Origin of the sequence: Streptococcus cristatus, assembly GCF_003943815.1 — a bacterium.
In the GTDB taxonomy this organism is placed as follows: domain Bacteria; phylum Bacillota; class Bacilli; order Lactobacillales; family Streptococcaceae; genus Streptococcus; species Streptococcus cristatus_F.
Genome location: NZ_RJNA01000001.1, coordinates 18679 through 38227 on the forward strand (window position 1 = coordinate 18679; position 19549 = coordinate 38227).

19 protein-coding genes, 4 pseudogenes and 1 riboswitch are annotated in these 19549 nt (G+C 41.6%); of the genes and pseudogenes, 17 read left to right on the top strand and 6 right to left on the bottom strand.

Going from position 1 to position 19549, the window contains the following annotated elements; all coding sequences use genetic code 11:
• Window positions 1–5 precede the first annotated feature (5 nt).
• Window positions 6–284, bottom strand: coding sequence for an acylphosphatase (locus tag D8872_RS00115; RefSeq protein ID WP_048766204.1), 279 nt, complete (start codon window positions 282–284; stop codon window positions 6–8).
• A 141-nt stretch (window positions 285–425) separates the two neighbouring features.
• Here D8872_RS00115 and D8872_RS00120 point away from each other — a divergent pair, with 141 nt between their 5' ends.
• The 6 genes from D8872_RS00120 to D8872_RS00145 all read left to right on the top strand — a co-directional run bounded on the left by D8872_RS00120 (window position 426) and on the right by D8872_RS00145 (window position 6335).
• On the top strand, window positions 426–1166 hold the full coding sequence (locus tag D8872_RS00120) for a TrmH family RNA methyltransferase (protein ID WP_125389529.1): 741 nt from the start codon (window positions 426–428) through the stop codon (window positions 1164–1166).
• A gap of 44 nt (window positions 1167–1210) precedes the next feature.
• The gene (locus tag D8872_RS00125; protein ID WP_125389530.1) at window positions 1211–1702 is read left to right on the top strand and encodes an HDIG domain-containing metalloprotein; all 492 of its coding nucleotides are present in this window, start codon (window positions 1211–1213) and stop codon (window positions 1700–1702) included.
• 19 nt (window positions 1703–1721) lie between these two features.
• Window positions 1722–2405, top strand: coding sequence for a Bax inhibitor-1/YccA family protein (locus D8872_RS00130; RefSeq protein ID WP_045498897.1), 684 nt, complete (start codon window positions 1722–1724; stop codon window positions 2403–2405).
• A 180-nt stretch (window positions 2406–2585) separates the two neighbouring features.
• Complete coding sequence (locus D8872_RS00135) at window positions 2586–4049, top strand: flotillin family protein (RefSeq protein ID WP_125378834.1); 1464 nt, start codon at window positions 2586–2588, stop codon at window positions 4047–4049.
• A 162-nt stretch (window positions 4050–4211) separates the two neighbouring features.
• Window positions 4212–5636, top strand: coding sequence for an NADP-dependent phosphogluconate dehydrogenase (gnd, locus tag D8872_RS00140; protein WP_048766212.1), 1425 nt, complete (start codon window positions 4212–4214; stop codon window positions 5634–5636).
• A gap of 9 nt (window positions 5637–5645) precedes the next feature.
• Window positions 5646–6335, top strand: a complete 690-nt coding sequence (locus tag D8872_RS00145) for a response regulator transcription factor (RefSeq protein WP_062004390.1) — start codon at window positions 5646–5648, stop codon at window positions 6333–6335.
• An 87-nt stretch (window positions 6336–6422) separates the two neighbouring features.
• Here D8872_RS00145 and D8872_RS00150 read toward each other — a convergent pair whose 3' ends face one another.
• The gene (locus D8872_RS00150) at window positions 6423–6905 is read right to left on the bottom strand and encodes an S-ribosylhomocysteine lyase (protein ID WP_125371867.1); all 483 of its coding nucleotides are present in this window, start codon (window positions 6903–6905) and stop codon (window positions 6423–6425) included.
• 277 nt (window positions 6906–7182) lie between these two features.
• Here D8872_RS00150 and D8872_RS00160 point away from each other — a divergent pair, with 277 nt between their 5' ends.
• From D8872_RS00160 to D8872_RS00180, 5 genes and pseudogenes are all read left to right on the top strand, one after another.
• The gene (locus tag D8872_RS00160) at window positions 7183–8796 is read left to right on the top strand and encodes a ribonuclease Y (RefSeq protein WP_061910604.1); all 1614 of its coding nucleotides are present in this window, start codon (window positions 7183–7185) and stop codon (window positions 8794–8796) included.
• Between the two features lie 98 nt (window positions 8797–8894).
• Window positions 8895–9005 (top strand): annotated as a pseudogene (locus tag D8872_RS00165) (SAM-dependent methyltransferase); the annotation flags it as partial.
• A 238-nt stretch (window positions 9006–9243) separates the two neighbouring features.
• Complete coding sequence (locus tag D8872_RS00170; RefSeq protein WP_125389532.1) at window positions 9244–9840, top strand: TetR/AcrR family transcriptional regulator; 597 nt, start codon at window positions 9244–9246, stop codon at window positions 9838–9840.
• Window positions 9840–10793, top strand: a complete 954-nt coding sequence (locus tag D8872_RS00175; protein ID WP_125389533.1) for an ABC transporter ATP-binding protein — start codon at window positions 9840–9842, stop codon at window positions 10791–10793. Before D8872_RS00170 ends, D8872_RS00175 begins: the two co-directional genes overlap by 1 nt.
• Window positions 10780–11556: an ABC transporter permease gene (locus D8872_RS00180; protein WP_125389534.1), complete on the top strand. Its 777-nt coding sequence runs from the start codon at window positions 10780–10782 to the stop codon at window positions 11554–11556. The genes D8872_RS00175 and D8872_RS00180 overlap by 14 nt, the downstream gene beginning before the upstream one ends.
• Window positions 11557–11843: 287 nt before the next feature.
• On the opposite strand, the pseudogene D8872_RS00185 reads toward D8872_RS00180, so the two are convergent.
• A pseudogene (locus D8872_RS00185) lies at window positions 11844–12050 on the bottom strand (beta-carotene 15,15'-monooxygenase); the annotation flags it as partial.
• A 50-nt stretch (window positions 12051–12100) separates the two neighbouring features.
• A complete protein-coding gene (locus tag D8872_RS00190; RefSeq protein ID WP_125389536.1) occupies window positions 12101–12895 on the bottom strand; it encodes an ABC transporter ATP-binding protein in 795 nt (264 codons plus the stop codon).
• Between the two features lie 126 nt (window positions 12896–13021).
• Between D8872_RS00190 and D8872_RS00195 the strand changes: the two are divergent.
• A pseudogene (locus D8872_RS00195) lies at window positions 13022–13207 on the top strand (AI-2E family transporter); the annotation flags it as partial.
• Between the two features lie 252 nt (window positions 13208–13459).
• Window positions 13460–13839, top strand: a pseudogene (gene tnpA / locus D8872_RS00200) (IS200/IS605 family transposase).
• A 48-nt stretch (window positions 13840–13887) separates the two neighbouring features.
• Here the strand turns inward: tnpA and D8872_RS00205 are convergent.
• Together D8872_RS00205 and trkA are read right to left on the bottom strand one after the other, a co-directional pair.
• Window positions 13888–15327, bottom strand: a complete 1440-nt coding sequence (locus D8872_RS00205; protein ID WP_125389537.1) for a TrkH family potassium uptake protein — start codon at window positions 15325–15327, stop codon at window positions 13888–13890.
• Between the two features lie 4 nt (window positions 15328–15331).
• On the bottom strand, window positions 15332–16681 hold the full coding sequence (gene trkA / locus D8872_RS00210; RefSeq protein ID WP_048766226.1) for a Trk system potassium transporter TrkA: 1350 nt from the start codon (window positions 16679–16681) through the stop codon (window positions 15332–15334).
• Window positions 16682–16986: 305 nt separating this feature from the next.
• On the opposite strand from trkA, the gene D8872_RS00215 reads away from it, so the two are divergent.
• The 4 genes from D8872_RS00215 to D8872_RS00230 all read left to right on the top strand — a co-directional run bounded on the left by D8872_RS00215 (window position 16987) and on the right by D8872_RS00230 (window position 19541).
• Window positions 16987–17496: a tRNA (cytidine(34)-2'-O)-methyltransferase gene (locus D8872_RS00215; protein ID WP_185761356.1), complete on the top strand. Its 510-nt coding sequence runs from the start codon at window positions 16987–16989 to the stop codon at window positions 17494–17496.
• A gap of 80 nt (window positions 17497–17576) precedes the next feature.
• Window positions 17577–17795: riboswitch (FMN riboswitch) on the top strand.
• 144 nt (window positions 17796–17939) lie between these two features.
• Window positions 17940–18497 carry an ECF transporter S component gene (locus D8872_RS00220; RefSeq protein WP_062004384.1) on the top strand — a complete coding sequence of 186 codons (558 nt, stop codon included), beginning with the start codon at window positions 17940–17942 and terminating at the stop codon, window positions 18495–18497.
• Window positions 18487–19137: a phosphatase PAP2 family protein gene (locus D8872_RS00225; protein WP_125389539.1), complete on the top strand. Its 651-nt coding sequence runs from the start codon at window positions 18487–18489 to the stop codon at window positions 19135–19137. Before D8872_RS00220 ends, D8872_RS00225 begins: the two co-directional genes overlap by 11 nt.
• A gap of 104 nt (window positions 19138–19241) precedes the next feature.
• Window positions 19242–19541 carry an MGMT family protein gene (locus tag D8872_RS00230; RefSeq protein WP_185761357.1) on the top strand — a complete coding sequence of 100 codons (300 nt, stop codon included), beginning with the start codon at window positions 19242–19244 and terminating at the stop codon, window positions 19539–19541.
• Window positions 19542–19549: the final 8 nt, after the last annotated feature.

The following is a 19549-nucleotide window of genomic DNA, read 5'->3' on the forward strand; positions in this document are numbered from 1 at the left end:
CAGACCTAATTTGCAATTTTAAAGTCAGTATAGGACTCAAAATTGTCCATGGTGACATCTAAATAGCTGACTTTTGAAAAAGGAGTTGGACCCTTGCGGATTTCTTGAATGAACTTGGCCATGAGGGCAGAGCTTTCAGCTTGAGCCAAAATTTCGACTGTACCGTCGTCATTATTCCAGACGCGACCTGTAATCCCGCCAATCTGCAAAGCAAGGGAGTAAACGCCCCAACGAAAGCCGACGCCTTGGACTCGTCCTTGCGCAATCATTCTTACTTTTTGCATCGTTACCTCCTTTTGTAGCGGTTTGAAACTCGCTTTTCAGCCTATAGCGCAGCGAGCAGTTGCTTGCTGGAGACAAGATTTTCTCTGAAGCTAAGTCTAGAGGATGAGTTCAAAACTGCTAGATTGTGTTATAATGTATTTATGAATATTATAACCTCAAAAGCCAATAATGTGGTAAAAAAAGCTAAAAAGCTGCATCAAAAAAAATATCGTAGCGAGTCGTATTTGATTGAGGGCTGGCATCTTTTTGAGGAGGCTCTGGCCAGTCAGGCACGGATTCTGCGAATTTTTGCCTTGGCAGAGTACGAAGAGCGCTTGGCGGCATTTTCCCAGACGATTTTTGTCATTCCAGAGATTCTCAGTGATTTGGCAGATAGTAAGACTCCTCAGGGAATCGTTGCAGAATTAGTCTTTGAGGAGCAAAACATTCCAGAAAAGCTGGAAGGTGCCTACCTCTTTTTAGAAGATGTGCAGGATCCTGGCAATGTCGGAACCATCATCCGAACAGCGGATGCGGCGGGTTATCAAGGAGTTTTTATCTCTAGCCACTCCGCTGACATTTACAATCTCAAAACCTTGCGTTCTATGCAAGGTAGCCATTTTCATCTGCCCATTTATCGCGTGAGCAGAGAGGATATGCTGGCTCTAGCTCGTCAAAATGATTTACAAATTCTGGCTTCGACCTTATCAGAAGATTCTGTGGATTATCAAAAGGTCGAAAAACATGAAGATTTCCTCCTAGTCATGGGCAATGAAGGTCAGGGAATCAGCCAAGAAATGACGGATGCGGCTGATGTTTTGGTTCATATTTCCATGAAGGGGCAGGCTGAAAGTCTTAACGTTGCTGTGGCAGCCGGCATTCTGATGTTTGCTTTAAGCTAGCTTTTAGAAATCTCTCTATAATAAAACTAAATGGAGGTGATGATATGCCTTACAGAGAAGATGATGAATTTATGGCCTATGTGGGGCATTTGATCGAGAAGCCCAGTGTCCAACGCTTAAAAGGAATTACGCATCATATTCATTCCAATAGGCTTGAACATTCGATCAATGTCAGTTATACTAGTTATAAGATTGCTAAAAAACTTGGCTGGAATGCCCGCAGTACAGCACGGGGCGCTCTTCTGCATGATCTATTTTATTATGACTGGCGCGAAACCAAGTTTAAAAAAAGCCATGCCTGGGTACATCCCCGCCTAGCAGTTCGAAATGCCCGTAAGATTACCAAGCTCAATCGAGTTGAAGAAGATATTATCATCAAGCACATGTGGGGAGCGACCTTAGCACCACCCCGCTACAAGGAGTCATTCGTTGTGACCATGGTGGACAAGTATTGGGCGATCAAAGAAGCGACGGCACCTTGGCGACAAAAGCTAAGTGGGCGTAAAAAGTATCATCGAAAGATGATGAAAAGTTAAAATATAAAAAGGAGACGTTATGAACAATACAATTATTCAAGAAAACAGTGGACTTTCTAGTTTTTATTCTAAGGTCTACGGATTTGTTGGGATGGGAATTGCCATCTCTGCTCTGGTTTCGGGTCTAATGCTGACGACCTTCCAGACAGCTCTAGTTGAGATTTTGCTTCATTATAGCTGGATTTACTATGGAGCTATCTTCATTGAGCTGGCCTTGGTTTGGTCAGCTTCCAGCAGAGGCCTCCGCAATAGTCCAGCTGCTCTTCCTCTCTTTTTGAGCTACTCAGCTCTAAACGGATTTACCATGAGTTTCATTGTGGCCATGTACACAGGGGGCGTAGTTTTCAAAGCATTTGCAGTTAGTGCGGCTGTTTTCCTTGTCATGGCAGCCATGGGCGTCATCATTAAAAAAGATTTATCTGGCATGGGCCGAGCTATGATTGCGGGCCTGATTGGGATTGTGATTGCAAGTTTTGTCAATATTTTCCTGGGTAGCGACATGATAGACTATATTGTCAGCTATGTCAGTGTTGTCATTTTCGCGGGGTTGATTGCTTGGGACAATCAAAAGATTCGCTACGTTTATGAGCAAACGGGTGGACAGGCAGGTCTTGGCTGGGCTATTTCTCTAGCTTTGAGCCTCTACCTTGACTTTATCAACCTCTTCCTCAGCATCCTTCGTATCTTTGGAAGAAATGATTAGTAAAACATGGATAGTTTCCTTGATGAATGAGGAGCTATCTTTTTTGTTTGAGGGGCATTTCAGAAGTTGGATAGGAGTAGCAGTAAAAATTTTGCAAACTGTTAATTTTTTGATATACTAACTAAAAATATATTTGGGCAATGCATTCGTCTATTGTTCTGGAAAAGAAAGGAAGTTTCTATGGATATGTTATTTATCCCAGGCTGGTTGATTTTTGCAATCGTTGCAGCCATTGTGCTTATTATTCTTTTGGCTAAGGGCTATGTCAATGCTAAGCCAAATGAAGTAGTCGTTATTACTGGTCTGCGTAAGCAGCGCCATTTGAGAGGTAAGGCTGGCTTCATGATTCCTTTTGTAGAGCAGCGCTCTTATCTGGATATTGAGCAGTTTTCTACAGACGTCCGTACTTCTGAGTCTGTTCCAACACTTGATTTTATCAACGTTCGTGCCGATGCGGCTGTTAAGCTGAAGATTGGTACTACGGATGAAATGATTGAGCGTGCGGCAGAAAACTTCCTTAATTGGAATACAACAGATATTTCTAATTCTGTCCAAGATGTCCTCGAAGGGAACCTTCGTGAGGTAATCGGCCAGATGGAACTGCGCAAGATGGTCAATGACCGTCAGGAATTTGCTTCTAAAGTGCAAGATAACGTAGCGCCAGATTTGGCTAAGATGGGTCTGGAAGTCATTGCCTTTACCGTTCAATCCTTCTCTGATGAAGGCGGCGTTATTGACAACCTCGGTATTGAAAATGTCGAAACGATCAAGAAAGACGCCCTGATTGCCAAAGCTAAGGCTGAACGTGAGCGCAAGGAAGTTGAAGCTGAGCAGGACAAGCTGGCTAACGACAAGCGCGTGGCCGCTGACTTGGAAATTGCTCAAAAGCAAAATGAACTCAAACTGAAACAAGCAGCCCTCAAGCAGGAAGCGGATATCGCGCAAGCTAAAGCTGACGCGGCTAAAGGGATTGAGGCTGAAATTCAGCGTCGTGAACAAGAACGTGTGGCGGCAGAAGCCAACATCATGAAGCAGGAAAAAGAAGCGGAAGTCAAAGAACGGGAAGTTAAGGTCCGTGAGCAGGAATTGGATGCCAATATCCGCAAGCAAGCCGAAGCTGAAAAATATGCCCGTCAACAGGCGGCAGAAGCGCAATTGATTGAACGTCAGCGTCAGGCCGAAGCGGAACTCTTTGAAACACAAAAAGAAGCCGAAGCCCGCAAGGCTCAAGCCGAGGCTGAGAAATTTGCGCAACTACAAGAAGCAGAAGCTATTGAAGCCAAGGGACGTGCAGAAGCGGAAGCCATTCGTCTTAAACTAGAAGCGGAAGCCCAAGGTTTGGACAAGAAAGCAGAAGCCATGAAGAAGATGCAGGAAGCTGCGATTACGGAGATGATTGTCGATAAATTGCCAGAAATCGCTCGTGCGGTGGCAGAGCCATTGACTAAGGTAGATAAGATCACCATGTATGGTGAAGGCAATGCTTCTAAAATGGTCGGCGACATCATGCAGAGTATTGACCAAGTTTCCCAAGGAGCAGGCTTTGACATTCGTCAACTGTTAGCTGGAGCACTTGGTGTCAATATGACTGTCAACAAGCTCAAACAAGATGAACAAGCGGTTATCGAAGTTGATGAGAAATAAATCCAAATGTGTCTATGATATCCAAACAGCTGGGAGTTGAAACTTCTGGCTGTTTGTTTATCATCCATCAGAAAAGCATTTCTATCAGCTAAATACTTTTCATTACCATGTAAAAATGTTAAAATATAACAGATTAAACAACTAAGATTATAGGAGTAGAAAATGACAAAAGCTAACTTTGGTGTCGTAGGTATGGCCGTAATGGGTCGTAACCTTGCCCTAAATATCGAATCTCGTGGTTATACAGTTGCCATTTACAACCGTAGCAAAGAAAAAACAGAAGACGTGATTGCTTGCCATCCAGAAAAGAAATTTGTACCTAGCTACGATGTAGAGTCTTTCGTTCAATCTATCGAAAAACCTCGCCGTATCATGCTCATGGTTCAAGCTGGACCTGGTACAGATGCAACTATCCAAGCTCTTCTTCCACACCTTGACAAGGGCGATATCTTGATCGACGGAGGAAACACTTTCTACAAAGATACCATCCGTCGTAATGAAGAATTGGCAAACTCAGGTATCAACTTTATCGGAACTGGTGTTTCTGGTGGTGAAAAAGGTGCCCTTGAAGGTCCTTCTATCATGCCTGGTGGCCAAAAAGAAGCCTACGAATTGGTTGCTGATGTTCTTGAGGAAATCTCAGCTAAAGCACCTGAAGATGGCAAACCATGTGTGACTTACATCGGTCCTGACGGAGCTGGTCACTATGTGAAAATGGTCCACAACGGTATCGAGTATGGTGACATGCAATTGATCGCAGAAAGCTATGACCTCATGCAACACTTGCTTGGTCTTTCTGCAGAAGACATGGCTGAAATCTTCACTGAGTGGAATAAAGGCGAGCTTGATAGCTACTTGATCGAAATCACAGCTGATATCTTGAGCCGCAAAGACGATGAAGGCCAAGATGGACCAATCGTAGACTACATCCTTGATGCTGCAGGTAACAAGGGAACTGGTAAATGGACCAGCCAATCAGCGCTTGACCTTGGTGTGCCATTGTCACTAATCACTGAATCCGTATTTGCCCGCTATATCTCTACTTACAAAGAAGAGCGTGTACATGCTAGCAAGGTGCTTCCAAAACCAGCTGCCTTCAAGTTTGAAGGAGACAAGGCTGAGTTGATCGAAAAGATCCGTCAAGCCCTTTACTTCTCAAAAATTATTTCTTACGCACAAGGTTTCGCTCAATTGCGTGTGGCTTCTAAAGAAAATAACTGGAACTTGCCATTTGCGGACATCGCATCTATCTGGCGTGATGGCTGTATCATCCGTTCTCGTTTCTTGCAAAAGATCACAGATGCCTACAACCGCGATGCAGATCTTGCTAACCTTCTTTTGGATGAATACTTCTTGGATGTTACTGCTAAATACCAACAAGCAGTGCGTGATATCGTAGCTCTTGCTGTCCAAGCTGGTGTACCAGTACCAACTTTCTCAGCAGCCATTACTTACTTTGATAGCTACCGTTCAGCGGATCTTCCAGCTAACTTGATCCAAGCACAACGTGACTACTTTGGTGCTCACACCTATCAACGTAAAGACAAAGAAGGAACATTCCACTACTCTTGGTATGACGAAAAATAGGATAGGCCTATGGCAAAGCGAATTTTATTAGTAGAAAATGAAAAGAATCTTGCACGATTTGTGACTTTGGAACTGCAAAAGGAAGCATTTCTTTTGGATGTAGTTGAGACAGGAAGTCAAGGTTTGGCACTAGCTAGAGAAAATGACTATGATCTATTTTTGCTTAATTATGACCTGCAGGATATGACCGCTAGTGAGTTTGCTAGGCAACTGAGTTTGTTCAAGCCGGCCTCAGTCATTATCGTCTTAGCCAGCCGTGAAGAGATCAAAGAACATGCAGATGAGATTCAGCGCTTTGCTGTTTCCTATACCGTCAAACCTTTTATTATTAGTGATTTGGTTGAGAAGGTCTCCGATATTTTTCGAGGTCGGGACTTTATTGACCAGCATTGTAGCAAGCTGAAAACACCGACTGCTTACCGCAATCTACGAGTTGATTTGAAAAATCATATCGTCTATCGTGGAGAGGAAGTGATTGCCTTGACACGACGAGAATATGATTTATTAGTGACGCTGATGAGTAGTCCAAAAGTCATGAGTCGCGAGCAGCTTCTAGAACGTGTCTGGAAGTATGAAGGTGCCACTGAGACTAATGTAGTAGATGTCTATATTCGTTACCTACGGAGTAAGATTGACGTTGCTGGGCAGACCAGCTATATCAAAACTGTCCGTGGCATTGGCTATGCTATGCAGGAATAAAAAGAACAAACCCGCCTTCTGTTGCCAGAAGGGCGGGTTAATTTTTAGCGCAAATAATAAAATCCTAGAAGATTAAAATCCCTCTGCTTAGAGGACATGGCGCTCAAAAGCATTGTCAGAGATTCCTTGGCTGAGAATGAGTTTCGCCCATTCTTTGGCAGAAAAAAGGCTATGATCCTTGTAATTGCCACAAGATTCGATAGTAGTACCAGGGACATCTTCCCAAGTAGTCGTTTCAGCGATTTCTTCTAAGCAAGATTTGATGACTTTAGCAATTTCAGTCGCTGAGTGCTGTCCCCACATAATCATATGGAAACCTGTGCGGCAACCGAAAGGCGAGCAGTCAATCATACCGTCAATTCGCTTGCGAATAAGCATAGCCAGCAAATGCTCGATGGTGTGCAGGCCAGCAGTTGGAATAGAGTCTTCATTTGGCTGCACCAAGCGAATATCAAAGTTAGAGATAATATCTCCTTTGGGACCAGTTTCCTCGCCAATGAGACGAACATAGGGTGCTTTTACGATTGTATGGTCAAGCTCAAAACTTTCAACGATAACTTCTTTAGACATGGTTTCTCCTTTAAAATTTTAAAATTGGAACCTGAAAATGAGATCAGGTTTCAAAAGCGACATTTCAAACACTTCCTTTTGATTATAGCATAAAAAAATAAGAGTTAGGAAATAAAAAAATTTTATATATTAAATTCTTTGATTTAGCGCCTTTTCGCCCAATAATAGGCAAAAATCAGGCTTCTTTTTCAAAAAATTGATTTGTGAATTTCTGCTATTTATGATAGAATAAAAAGGAATTTTGAATTCAATAATTAAATAGATTTGGAGTAAAAACATGGGCTTATATACGATAGCTGCTTTTGTTTTTGCTGCCATCATTGGTTTAGTGATTGGGTATGTAGGAATCGCGGTTAAGATGAAAGCATCTAAAGAAGCTGCGGAACTTACTCTTTTAAATGCTGAACAAGAAGCAACCAATTTACGCGGTCAGGCAGAACGCGAAGCGGATTTGATTGTCAAAGAAGCGATGCGCGAAACCAGTTCGCTTAAAAAAGAAGCACTTTTGGAGGCAAAAGAAGAAGCCAGAAAATATCGTGAAGAGGTTGATGCAGAATTTAAGTCTGAGCGTCAAGAGTTAAAACAAATTGAAAGCCGCTTGACAGAGCGTGCAAGTAGTCTTGACCGCAAAGATGATAATTTAACCAACAAGGAAAAGACTTTGGAGCACAAAGAACAAAGTCTGACTGATAAAGCTAAACACATTGATGCGCGTGAAGCACAAGTAGCTGAGCTAGAGCAGCAAAAAGAAGCTGAGCTTGAGCGGGTAGCATCCCTGACTCAGACGGAAGCGCGTGAGATTATCTTGACCAAGACCGAGGACAAGCTGTCCAAGGAGATTGCAACTCGTATTCGGGAAGCAGAGCAGGATATCAAAGAGCGTTCGGACAAGGTAGCCAAGGATATCTTGGTTCAAGCTATGCAGCGGATTGCTGGTGACTATGTGGCTGAACAGACTAATTCAACGGTTCATCTTCCTGATGACAGCATGAAGGGACGAATTATCGGACGTGAGGGTCGCAATATTCGAACTTTTGAAAGCTTGACAGGGATTGATGTTATCATTGATGATACGCCTGAAGTAGTTACTCTTTCAGGTTTCGACCCAGTTCGTCGTGAGATTGCCCGGATGACCATGGAAGCTCTTCTCAAGGATGGTCGGATCCATCCGGCTCGTATCGAGGAATTGGTCGAAAAGAATCGCTTAGAGATTGATAACCGTATTCGAGAGTATGGTGAAGCCGCAGCTTATGAAATCGGAGCACCAAACTTGCATCCTGATTTGATGAAAATCATGGGTCGCTTGCAGTTCCGTACTTCCTACGGGCAAAATGTTCTCCGCCACTCGATTGAGGTTGCCAAATTGGCTGGAGTTATCGCTGGAGAGTTGGGTGAAAATGCGAACTTGGCTCGCCGTGCTGGTTTCCTCCATGATATTGGTAAGGCTATCGACCGAGAAGTAGAAGGCAGCCACGTGGAAATTGGAACTGAGTTGGCTCGCAAGTATAAGGAGCATCCAGTTGTTATCAATACGATTGCTAGCCACCACGGAGATGTGGAACCTGAGAGCGTTATTGCAGTCATCGTTGCAGCAGCTGATGCTCTAAGTGCAGCTCGTCCAGGAGCTCGCAGTGAGTCGCTGGAAAGCTACATCAAGCGATTGCAAGATTTGGAAGAAATTGCGAACAGTTTTGAAGGAGTTAAGACAAGCTTTGCCCTTCAGGCAGGTCGTGAAATCCGAATCATGGTCAGTCCAGAGAAAATCAAGGATGATAAGATTACAATCTTGGCACATGATGTGCGTGAAAAGATTGAAAACAACTTGGAATATCCAGGAAATATCAAGGTCACAGTCATTCGCGAAATGCGAGCAGTTGATTATGCTAAATAAAACGATTGAGACANTGTCTCAATCGTTTTGTTTGTTTTAAATGAAGTAGTAAATCGCCAGTGCTTGGCAGAAGCCAGCTTGAACAATGCTCGATTAATCTTAGTTACCTGCCTCAGCAGGACTTCATCCTTGCCCTCTACAAGACCATCAATCAGATTAACAACCCGCCTTTCTTGGTCATGATTGAGAGATTGGGAGAAGGAACTTGAGATACAATAAGGATACAGAGAGAAAAGCCAGATAATAGGAGCTTGCAGTACTGTATCCTTATTTTTAAATCGTGAAAATCAAATAATTAGGCCTAAAAGAAGAGAATTAAGGTGTGTGTAAATTTAAAATCTTATATTTTCTTACAAAGAAGATATAAGACTTTTGACATTTTTCATTTTATATGATAATCTATGACTGTAAAATCAAAAAACGTCACAGGATTTTTAGGAGGAAGTTATGGCTACTGCTTTTACTGCTGAAGAAAAAGAAGCAATTAGAAAGAAATTACATAAAGTTGCAAAGGAATGCCTTCAAAGATATGGGGTTAAGAAAACCACAGTTGACCAGATGGCAGCAATGGTAGATATTTCTAAAGGTTCTTTTTATAATTTTTATTCTTCAAAGGAAATGTTATTTTTTACGGTCTTAGAAGAATATCAAATAGATGTTATGAATCGCCTGACAGAACAATTAGGTATGGAAACCAAGATAGATACAAATCGTCTGGTAGAGTTACTTTATGATTTTTATCAAGATTTTCGCTATTCATTTATGTATACCATATTTAAAAATCATGAAATGGAATTACTCCTAAGAAAATTGCCAAAAGAGGCGATAACAAATCATCATCTGATAGATGATAGGATGGTTAAAAAAATTGTGTCCCGAATCAACATTAGAGAAAATGTATCGGTAGAAATCGTCTCTGCTTTATTTAGAACGATTGCTATGACTATTCTACACATCGAGGAAATCGGCGAAAAACAATTTGATACTACATTGAAGTTAGTCATACAAGGAGTTGTGGAGCAAATTACTAAGGAGGACAGGTAATGGTGAAAGAAGCAATTAGAGCCGCAAAGCTTTCTAAAAGATATGGAACAAAAAATGTTGTCAACAACTTGAATTTATCAATAAAACCTGGTGAAATAGTAGGTTTTTTAGGACTGAATGGTGCAGGGAAAACAACGACGATGAGAATGATGCTAGGATTGATAAAATCTACATCAGGAGAATGTTATATCCAAGGAAAAAAGTTAGATCTGAGTAATTTAGAACTTCGAAATGAAATAGGTTATATTATTGAGACGCCTTATTCTTATCCAGACTTAACTGTGAGGGAAAATTTAGAAATCGTTAGTAAATTAAGAGGGGTTAATAAAGATAATATTGACTGGGTAATTGAAAAATTAAAACTAAAGCAATATGAACATAAACAGGAGAAGCATCTTTCTTTAGGAAATGTTGCGCGTTTAGGAATTGCAAAAGCGATTATTCATAAACCTAAAATTCTAATTCTTGATGAGCCGACAAATGGATTAGATCCTTTTGGAGTTATTGAAGTGAGAGAACTATTAAAGGAATTGGCGAATCATCTAGGTACAACTGTTCTTATTTCAAGTCATAATCTAGAGGAAATATCTAAAATTGCTACTAGGATAGTCATTATACATGAGGGCAGACTTATAAGAGAAGTTGAAAGCAATGAATTAGAGCAGTACTTAGAAAAGAAGTTATTAGTAAGTGGCTCTAATAATAAAGCTATGAAAGAAGTATTATCTAACCATGGCTATCAGGTAAACATTCAATCAGACACAGAAAATAATATCGATTTCTTAGAACTAATTGATAAAAAATCTGTGGAATATCCGGAAGAAATTGCTACATTGCTAGTTCATGCAGGTTATCCACCTAAATCACTGATTGTTGAAAAAGAAGATTTAGAGCATTATTTCTTAAGAATACTGAATGACTATAATGGAGGAATCTCGAATGAAAAAGCTTAGTTCCTGTATTTTAATTGAATGGAGAAAGTTAATAAAATCAAAACTTTCCATCGTAACTGCTTGTTCTATCTGTTTAGTTCCTTTTATTGTTGGCTTGTTTGCAACTATGATGAAATATCCAGAGAATTTCAAAAATCTTGGTTTGATTTCTGCAAAAATGGAAATGATGAGGATAACAGATTGGTCGTCATACTTAATGACCATATCACAAGTCATTTCTGTTGGGGGATTGCTCATTTTTGGATTTACAGCATCTTGGGTTTTTGGTAGAGAATATTCTGATAAAACGATGATTGACCTATTAGCACTCCCGATAAGAAGAGATACAATCGTATTATCCAAGTTTATCGTTATCGCTCTATGGAGCTATATTCTATCAATTTTTGCACTTTTATTGGGATTATTAGCTGGCAATCTGATTGGACTTGAAGGCGGTAGCTTAACGGTGATTTTCAAAGGTGTACTTACTTTTGGTTTTTGTACTACTTTTACAATCATACTCTCTACTCCAGTAGCTCTTTTTGCTTGTTTAGGCCGGGGATATTTGTCACCATTGGCATTTATCATTTTTACTATTATTTTTTCTCAGCTTGGTTCTGCTCTTAACTTTGGGAAATACATTCCATGGGCGATTCCTGCACTCGCAAGTGGTATTGCAGGAAAAGCACTATTGAATTTTGGGAGCATTGTCAGTTTATTTGGGGTCAGTATTCTAGGTCTTATTGCAACAATAGCGTGGTGGCGGTATGCTGATTACGATTAAAATGAAGTGATGAGAATAGTAATAATACAAATTTAAGTATAATTCATTTCAAATCAAAACAACCCCTCCTGTTCAGATTGAAGAACAAGAGGGGTTATATTATGACAATCGAAAGTTTTGGGAGAATGGAGACTATGTGAGTATCGTTGGCCTAAATGAAAAGATAGTTTCTAAATATATAGGCGATTGGGAAAAAATGATCTTGTCTTTGATAAGTTAAATGTTAAAGTGTTCTCAGATGGTAGTTTTAGAACAAGGTAAAATCTCGTTACAGGCATCAGTCAGGTGAGGGACAAAATCCAAAAAAGATGCTTGGTCTGAACTTTTTCCAACAGGGGCCGGATTAAAAAGAGGCTGAGGAGAGAGAACAGGAGGATAGGGTAGAAATACCAAGGATTACTGACGAATTGAACTCCCTCAGCAATCCTCAAAGGGATGTAAGTATGGGACAGCAGAATCTGCCCAGACAGGAAAAGCAAGACAATCGCAGCCATGGTCAGAATCAGAAACTAGCCCAGTTTGAAGATGGTGTTAGAAAATTACTTCATAAGGACCTGTTCTCCACCTTGATGAAATAGCGGTCTTCTCCCAGCTCAATCAACTCGACTGGCTGAGGATAGAAGCGATCCATGACCTCTTTTTGAAGAATATCTTCTTTAGGACCTTGCGCTATAATTTCACCTTCTTTTAGGAGCAGGACATGATCCATAGCAGCAGTGATTTCCTCTACATGGTGGGTGACATAGAGGATGGTTGGAGCCTGGTCCATTTGCGTAATCATACCAATTTGATCCAGCAGGCTCTCGCGGGCAAAGAGATCCAGACCGCTGGTCGCTTCATCTAAGATAAGCAGTTCTGGCTTTTCCATGAGACTGCGCGCAATCAGCAAGAGCTGCTTTTCCCCTTGAGACAGACTGGTGTAGCTCCGGCCAATCAAATCTTGTCCGCCAATGGAAGCCAGCATTTCCCTAGCTTGATCCAGTTCAGTTTGTCCGTAAGGAGCGTAGAGAATACTGCTTTTATACTTTCCTGTCAGGACGATTTCTTCAGATGTGAGATGGCTGGGCAGGCGTTCAGCAATGAAGGAGCCGACTACTCCAATCTTAGTTCGCAGCTCAGGAATGTCTCCAGCACCAAATTCCGTACCGAGAACCGTCACCTTGCCCTGAGTCTTCCAATGTTCAGCCATAAGCAAGCGCAGGAGAGTAGATTTTCCTGAGCCGTTGAGACCGAGAATGGCCCAATGCTCTCCCTTTTTCACCTGCCAGTTGAGATCTCTTAAGATGGTTCGGCCTTGCTTAGCCAAGCTTACATTTTCTAGTTTGATAATTTTTTCCATTTTTACTCTCTTTCGTTAAATCTCCTTTATTATAACAAAATTTAGGATAAAATAACTGATAGGAGGAGGCAGATGTTTTATAAAAGTCAGCTGGTGTAGGTCCTTTTGCTAACGATGATCTTCTTTTATCTCCGTATCGTTGGCGGTGTAATGAAGGTCTATCCTATTACCATCATGGTACTCTTGCTCTTATCCAGCAATATCCATGGCGTTCTGGGGATGATTGTGGCAATCCCGACTCATTCTATCCTCAAAGAAATCGCTAAGTTATCGGTCAATATCTATGATAACCACAAGGAAGCCCAGCAGTAGAGGAACGAAGAGTTGGGGATTATTAATAAATAAGGATGAGTTCGGGATTCGATTGATTCCAGAGTTTCGAGACCAGAAATAAGACGGAAGAAGGGTCTTCCGTCTTATTTCATTATGTCTTCAAGTCAGTTTTTCTCGTAGAGAAAAACAAGAAAACCACCAGCTTAGCTGGTGGTTGCCAAGGCTTTGAGCTTTCATTTCTTTTTCCTAGTATAATCTACTTGTTCAGGTAAGATAAAGGAGGAAAAGGAAATGGCCAAAATCAGTTACAGTTTATCACATATCAAATGGATGTGCAAATATCGTATCATCTTTACCCCCAAGTATCGCAGAAAAACCATTTACTACAAAATAAGACGAGATCCCATTGAGATCTTTTGTCATCTATGTCAATACAAAGGTGTGGAAATTACTGAGAGACAGATGATACCAGATCATGTTCACATGCTTGTCTTGATCCCTCCAAGACTTACGATTTTTGATTTCACGGGGTATTTGATAAATATGTAAGTATCGTTGGCCCAAACGGAAAGGCAGTTGCCAAATATGTTCGCGAGCAAGAGAAAAATGGAATTGTCCTTGAAAGGTTAAGTGCTAAAGCATTCTTAGATGGCGATTTTAGAACAAGATAAAAGCCCGTTGTTACGGGCATTAGTCAAGTAACTATAACTATTTTCCTGCTATCTATTAGACCAGGTTCTTGGTAGGAATAGAAGTAGGATTGGATAGATTTCTAAACGCCCTGCAATCATGGCAAGAGAGAGGAGGAATTTAGAAAATGGGCTATAGATAGAGAAGGTCTCGGTTGTCCCAATCATTGGTCCGATATTATTGAAACAGCTGATGACAGCACTGGTAACAGTCATTAGATTGTTATTGTCCAGACTGATGATAAAAATCAAAGCTGCGATAATCAAAATATAAACAACCAAATATTTGAGAACCTTGTGTTGGGTATCTTTATCCAAAACAGCGCCGTTGATATGCATGGTTAGAACGCGGTTTGGCGAAAGCGTGGAAAGGATTTGGTTTTTAGCGATGCGGCCGATGATAATGGCACGGATTACTTTGAAACCGCCAGCGGTGGAGCCAGCAGAACCTCCGAGACACATGAGCAGCAGCAGAATGACTTGTGAGAAGAGGGGCCACTTTACGGTATCTCCATAGCCGAATCCTGTCGTAGTAATGATGTTGGAAACTTGGAAAAATGAAATTTCTAAGCTTTTAGCAAATTCCCCGTAAATATGGAGAACATTGAAGCTAATCAAAATAGTGGCAGTGAGGACAATCCAGAGATAGCCTTTCAACTCCTCATCATGAAAACAGGCCTTAAATCTTCGAATCAAGAGATAATAGTAGAGATTGAAGTTCACCCCAAAGGTCAGAACGCCGAAGCTGACAAGGTAGGTGATTAGAGAACTATTGTAGTGGGCAATTCCGTCGTTAAAGACAGTGAAGCCTCCCGTACCAGCCGTTCCCATTGCGATGACGATACTATCAAAGAGTGGCATGCCGGCGAGGAAATAAAGAAAGGCAAAAAGGGCAAAGAGCGCTAGATAGATAATATAAAGAATCTGGGCAGTGTTTCTTAATTTCGACACAACCTTACCAAAGACTGGTCCAGGAACTTCTGCTTTCATGACCTCTAAGTGGCCATTTTTAGCATTGTCCATGATAGCTAAGGCAAAGACCAGCACCCCCATTCCTCCGATCAAGTGGGTAAAACTACGCCAAAAGAGGAGGGAGTGGGAAAGGACAGATACATCATTTAAAATCGTAGCACCAGTAGTGGTAAAGCCAGAGCTGACTTCAAAGAAAGCATCAATTAGATTAGGAATCTGGCCAGAAAAGACAAAAGGCAGAGCGCCAAAGAAGGACCAGAGAATCCAGCAAAGGGCAACAATCAGGACCCCTTCCTTGGTGTAAATGTGGGCATCCTTAGGCTTAAAGGCTGAACCTAATCCACCCAAAATCACTAAAATAATCATTGTCGCGCCGATCGAAAGGAAGACTTCAAGATCTTCATGGTAGATCAGGGCAACGATTGTTGGAACCAACAAGAGGGCTGCTTCGATGAGCAGGAGTTTGGAGAGGAGAAAGCGAATCATAGATCTATTCATGGGGCTACCTCTCTAACAAATCGTAAATCTTATCGATGTTTTGAATCAAGGTTGTCACGATGATCTTATCTCCGACTTCCAAATAGTCATCTCCACTTGGGAAGATGGCTACGCCTTGACGAATGATAGCAGCAATCAGCACCCCGCTCCTTAACTTGAGCTGAGAAAGAGGCTGTTCGATCATTTTATTTCCTTCGTTGATCTGAAATTGGAGTGTTTCAATTTGGCCATTTGCTACATGGTGCAAGGCTTCTAGGCTGGAGAATTGTGCGTTATTCCGTCCGCGGATGAAGTGCATAATGGTATCAACTGCGATTCCTTTTGGCGTGACAATACTTGCGAAGTCTTGGTTATCAATAATCTCAAGCAGACTGGTCCGATTCACTTTGGTGATATTTTTCTGAACTCCGAGGTTATTGAGGAACATGGAGGTGATGATATTTTCTTCATCGACGCCTGTCAGAGTAGCTATTGCATCGTAATGTGCAGCTCTTTCCTCGAGTAGAATATCTTTGGCTGTACCGTCTCCATTGACCACGTAGAGCTCAGGGAATTCTTGGCTGAAGAACTCTGCACGCTGGCGATTGATCTCGACGACCTTGAGCTCAATCTTGCTATTTTTGAGAATGTTTAAGAGATAATAGGCAATCTTACCTGCCCCAATAATCATGAGGCTCTTGATGACTCTTGGTCGGATTTTATTGTGGAAGCGGACAATTTCTGAACGATTTCCAGTCAGGAAGATCTTATCAGATGGCTGCAAGGTGAAATCACCATCTGGAATGCTGAGTTTTCCTTCTCTCTCAATAGCACAGATGATAACGTGAGGGAAATGCTTCCTAAATTGCGAGAGACTCATTTGGCAGAGATGACTTTCTGGCTTGATCTTAAACTCCATCAAGGTCACTCGACCATTGGCGAAATGCTCCAATGACAGAGCGTTAGGAAAATCAATAATATTCGCAATATAACGAGCAGCGAGGAGTTCAGGGTTGACCATCAGAGAGAAGCCTAGAATATTTTTTTCTTTAAAATAAGCATTGGAGTATTCAGGATTTCTTACGCGGACAATAGTTTCTTTGGCCCCCATTTTCTTTGCGAGAACGGCTGAAACCATGTTGACCTCATCCTGCTCAGTCATGGCAATAAAGATATCGCAGTGGGCAACATCTGCTTGCTCCAATATTTTAAAATTCGCACCATTCCCAACGATGCCCATAATATCGTAACGTTTTGTAATATGATTTAGAACAGCTTCATTTTGTTCAATTAAAACGACATCATGCTTTTCAGCAACAAGTGAGCGACAAAGGGCGGCTCCGACCTTCCCGCTTCCGACGACGATAATTTTCATATTATTCCTCCCGAATATGTATCTATCATACCTTTTTTTATATAAAATTTCATCTATAAATCTCAATAAAGTCGTTTTTTACAGAATAGTAAGCTGTTTCAAAAGAAAACCTACAAAAATCTCACTTTTTGAGGTCATTTTTGTTGACTTGTCGGAAGAAAATGATATACTAGGAAAGTACCCTCATTGATTTACATCAAACCTGTTGTGATGTAAGTTAATGATGCCTTAACCACGCTGTTTGCTGAGCTTGACTCCGGGCAGTGTGGCTATTTTTTTATTCTAATGAAAATCAGGAAAAAATCATGTCTCAGCAAAATCACATCGTCCTTTTTGAACCACAAATTCCACAGAATACAGGCAATATTGCTCGTACTTGCGCAGCGACTAATTCTCCCCTCCATATCATCAAGCCCATGGGCTTTCCTATTGACGACCGTAAGATGAAGCGGGCTGGACTGGATTATTGGGACAAGCTGGATATTAGCTTCTATGACAGTCTAGATGACTTTATGAAGCAGATGGACGGACGACTCTATCTGATTTCTAAGTTTGCCGAGAAGGTCTACTCGGAGGAGAATTTCGCAGCAGAAGGGCCATATTATTTCATGTTTGGTCGTGAGGATAAAGGCTTGCCAGAGGAATTTATGCGTCAGCATCCAGAAAAGGCCTTGCGCATTCCCATGAATGACCAGCATGTCCGCAGCTTGAATGTCTCTAATACGGTCTGTATGATTGTCTACGAAGCCCTACGACAACAGAACTTTGCAGGACTGGACTTGGTGCATGAGTATGAAGCGGATAAGTTGAAGTAAAAGAAAAATAGTTGAATTGAAATAATATTTATTACATCAATCAAAAAGCTTGCTCTGGCAGGCTTTTTTTGTTATGATAAGAGTGTCTTCAGGGCAGGGTGAGATTCCCGACCGGCGGTAAGTTTGACTAGCTATTTTAGCTTTCTCGTCGTTGTCTTGTCTCGATATACTTTAAGTATGATCTTCGACTGCGACGCCTAGATAAATCTAAAATATCTTAGCTAAATAAGTCCGCGAGCGAAAGCTGATGTGGTGCGATTCCACAACCGACAGTATAGTCTGGATGGGAGAAGACGAAAGGCGTTATTGCCTGGCCGGTTGGTCGTTTTAATTTTATTTTAAGGGGTATTTTATATACTCTTATAAATTCTGAAAGGATTTTTCGGGCCTTGTGTTAGCAGCCTTCCAGCTTCTCTAATTTTTATAAATTGGAGGAACCTGTTATGACAAATACGCGCAAAATGGCGATAGTAGCGGCTTTATCTGCACTATCTTTTCTGCTCATGTTCTATCAAATCCCTTTGGTAGCCGAGTTTCTAAAATTGGATTTTTCGATTATTCCGATTTTATTAGCCTTGGTTCTCTTGGATTTTAAGAGTTCTGTAGCAGTTTTGCTCATCCGCTCTGTTTTAAAATTGTCCTTAAATGGTCATGGAGTGGAAACCTTGATTGGTTTGCCGATTAATATTGTGGCGATTCTGGTCTATGTCATCTTCTTTGCTCTTTTCTGGGAAAAGAAGAGAGATTTGATGAGCTATCTGCTTGCATCTTTCCTAGGAATTCTTTCCTTGACTGCAAGTATGCTGGCGCTGAATGCTTTTTATGCCATTCCGCTTTATGCTCGTTTTGCAAACTTTGATATCGGTCAGATGATTGGTGTAAGTAAGTATCTACTGACCATGATTGTTCCCTTTAACCTATTAGAAGGAGTAATCTGGGCGGTGGCTTTCTGGCTGATTTACACGCTTTTGACGCCCGTTCTAAAACGCTATGAAAAATAAACAATCTTATCTAACAAAGGGCTCTTTTGCCCTTTTACTTTTCGTCATACTAGGCTACATGGTCAAGTTTTATCCAGAGCAGCTGGTTGCCTTTGATAGCCTGATTCAGACCTGGCTGCGGGGAGACTTGCCTGCAGCTTTGACGACATTTTTCAAACTGGTTACTAGTTTCATTGACCCACTAGGGATCATTATCTGGGTTTCTGCCCTTGTCCTATTTTTCCTGTATAAAAAATGGAAATTAGAAGCTGCCTTGCTAGCGGGAAATCTGGTTTTACATGGGATTTTGATTAAGCTGATTAAACTCGTCTACCAAAGAAGTCGGCCCAGTATTTCACATTTGGTCGAAGAGGGAGGCTATTCTTTCCCAAGTGGGCATGCCATGGCGACAGCCATTGTTGTTGGGACCTTGATTATCATTGTCCAGCAACGGATGCAAAATCAACAAATCAAGCGTCTGGTACAGGGCTTGCTCTTGCTCTTTATCTTGACCATTATGGCATCCAGAGTCTATCTGGGCGTGCACTACCCGACGGATGTAATCGGAGGAACCTTGCTGGGCTTTGCCATTCTCAATATCGAATTTCCCTTTTATGACAAGCTGCGCTTTCAGTGGCGCTTCACGGGAAAGCAGAAATAAATGATAGATGAGAAAGGTCAGCTTTTGCTGGCCTTTTTATCTTGACAAAGGAGGCCTTTTCTTTTAAGATAAGAGCAAGTGAGGTCAGGAGGTGATTGTCCGCTTTGAATCCAGAAATCATAAAGTCGGTTTTAGCTCTTGTAGATGAGATTCCTGCTGGGTGCGTAACGACCTATGGTCAGATTGCCCGTTTGATTGGGCGGCCTAAAAATGCCCGCTTGGTGGGGAAGATACTCAGTCAGTCGGAGCTTTATGGCGGCAAGCATCCTTGCCACCGGGTGGTCAATGCAGCAGGGCGTCTGACACCGGGCTGGGAAGAGCAAGCGCACTTGCTTTGGGCAGAGGGAGTGGACTTGAAGGTCAATGGCTGTGTAGACCTCAAGCGTTATCAGTGGGAGGCATGATTTTCTTC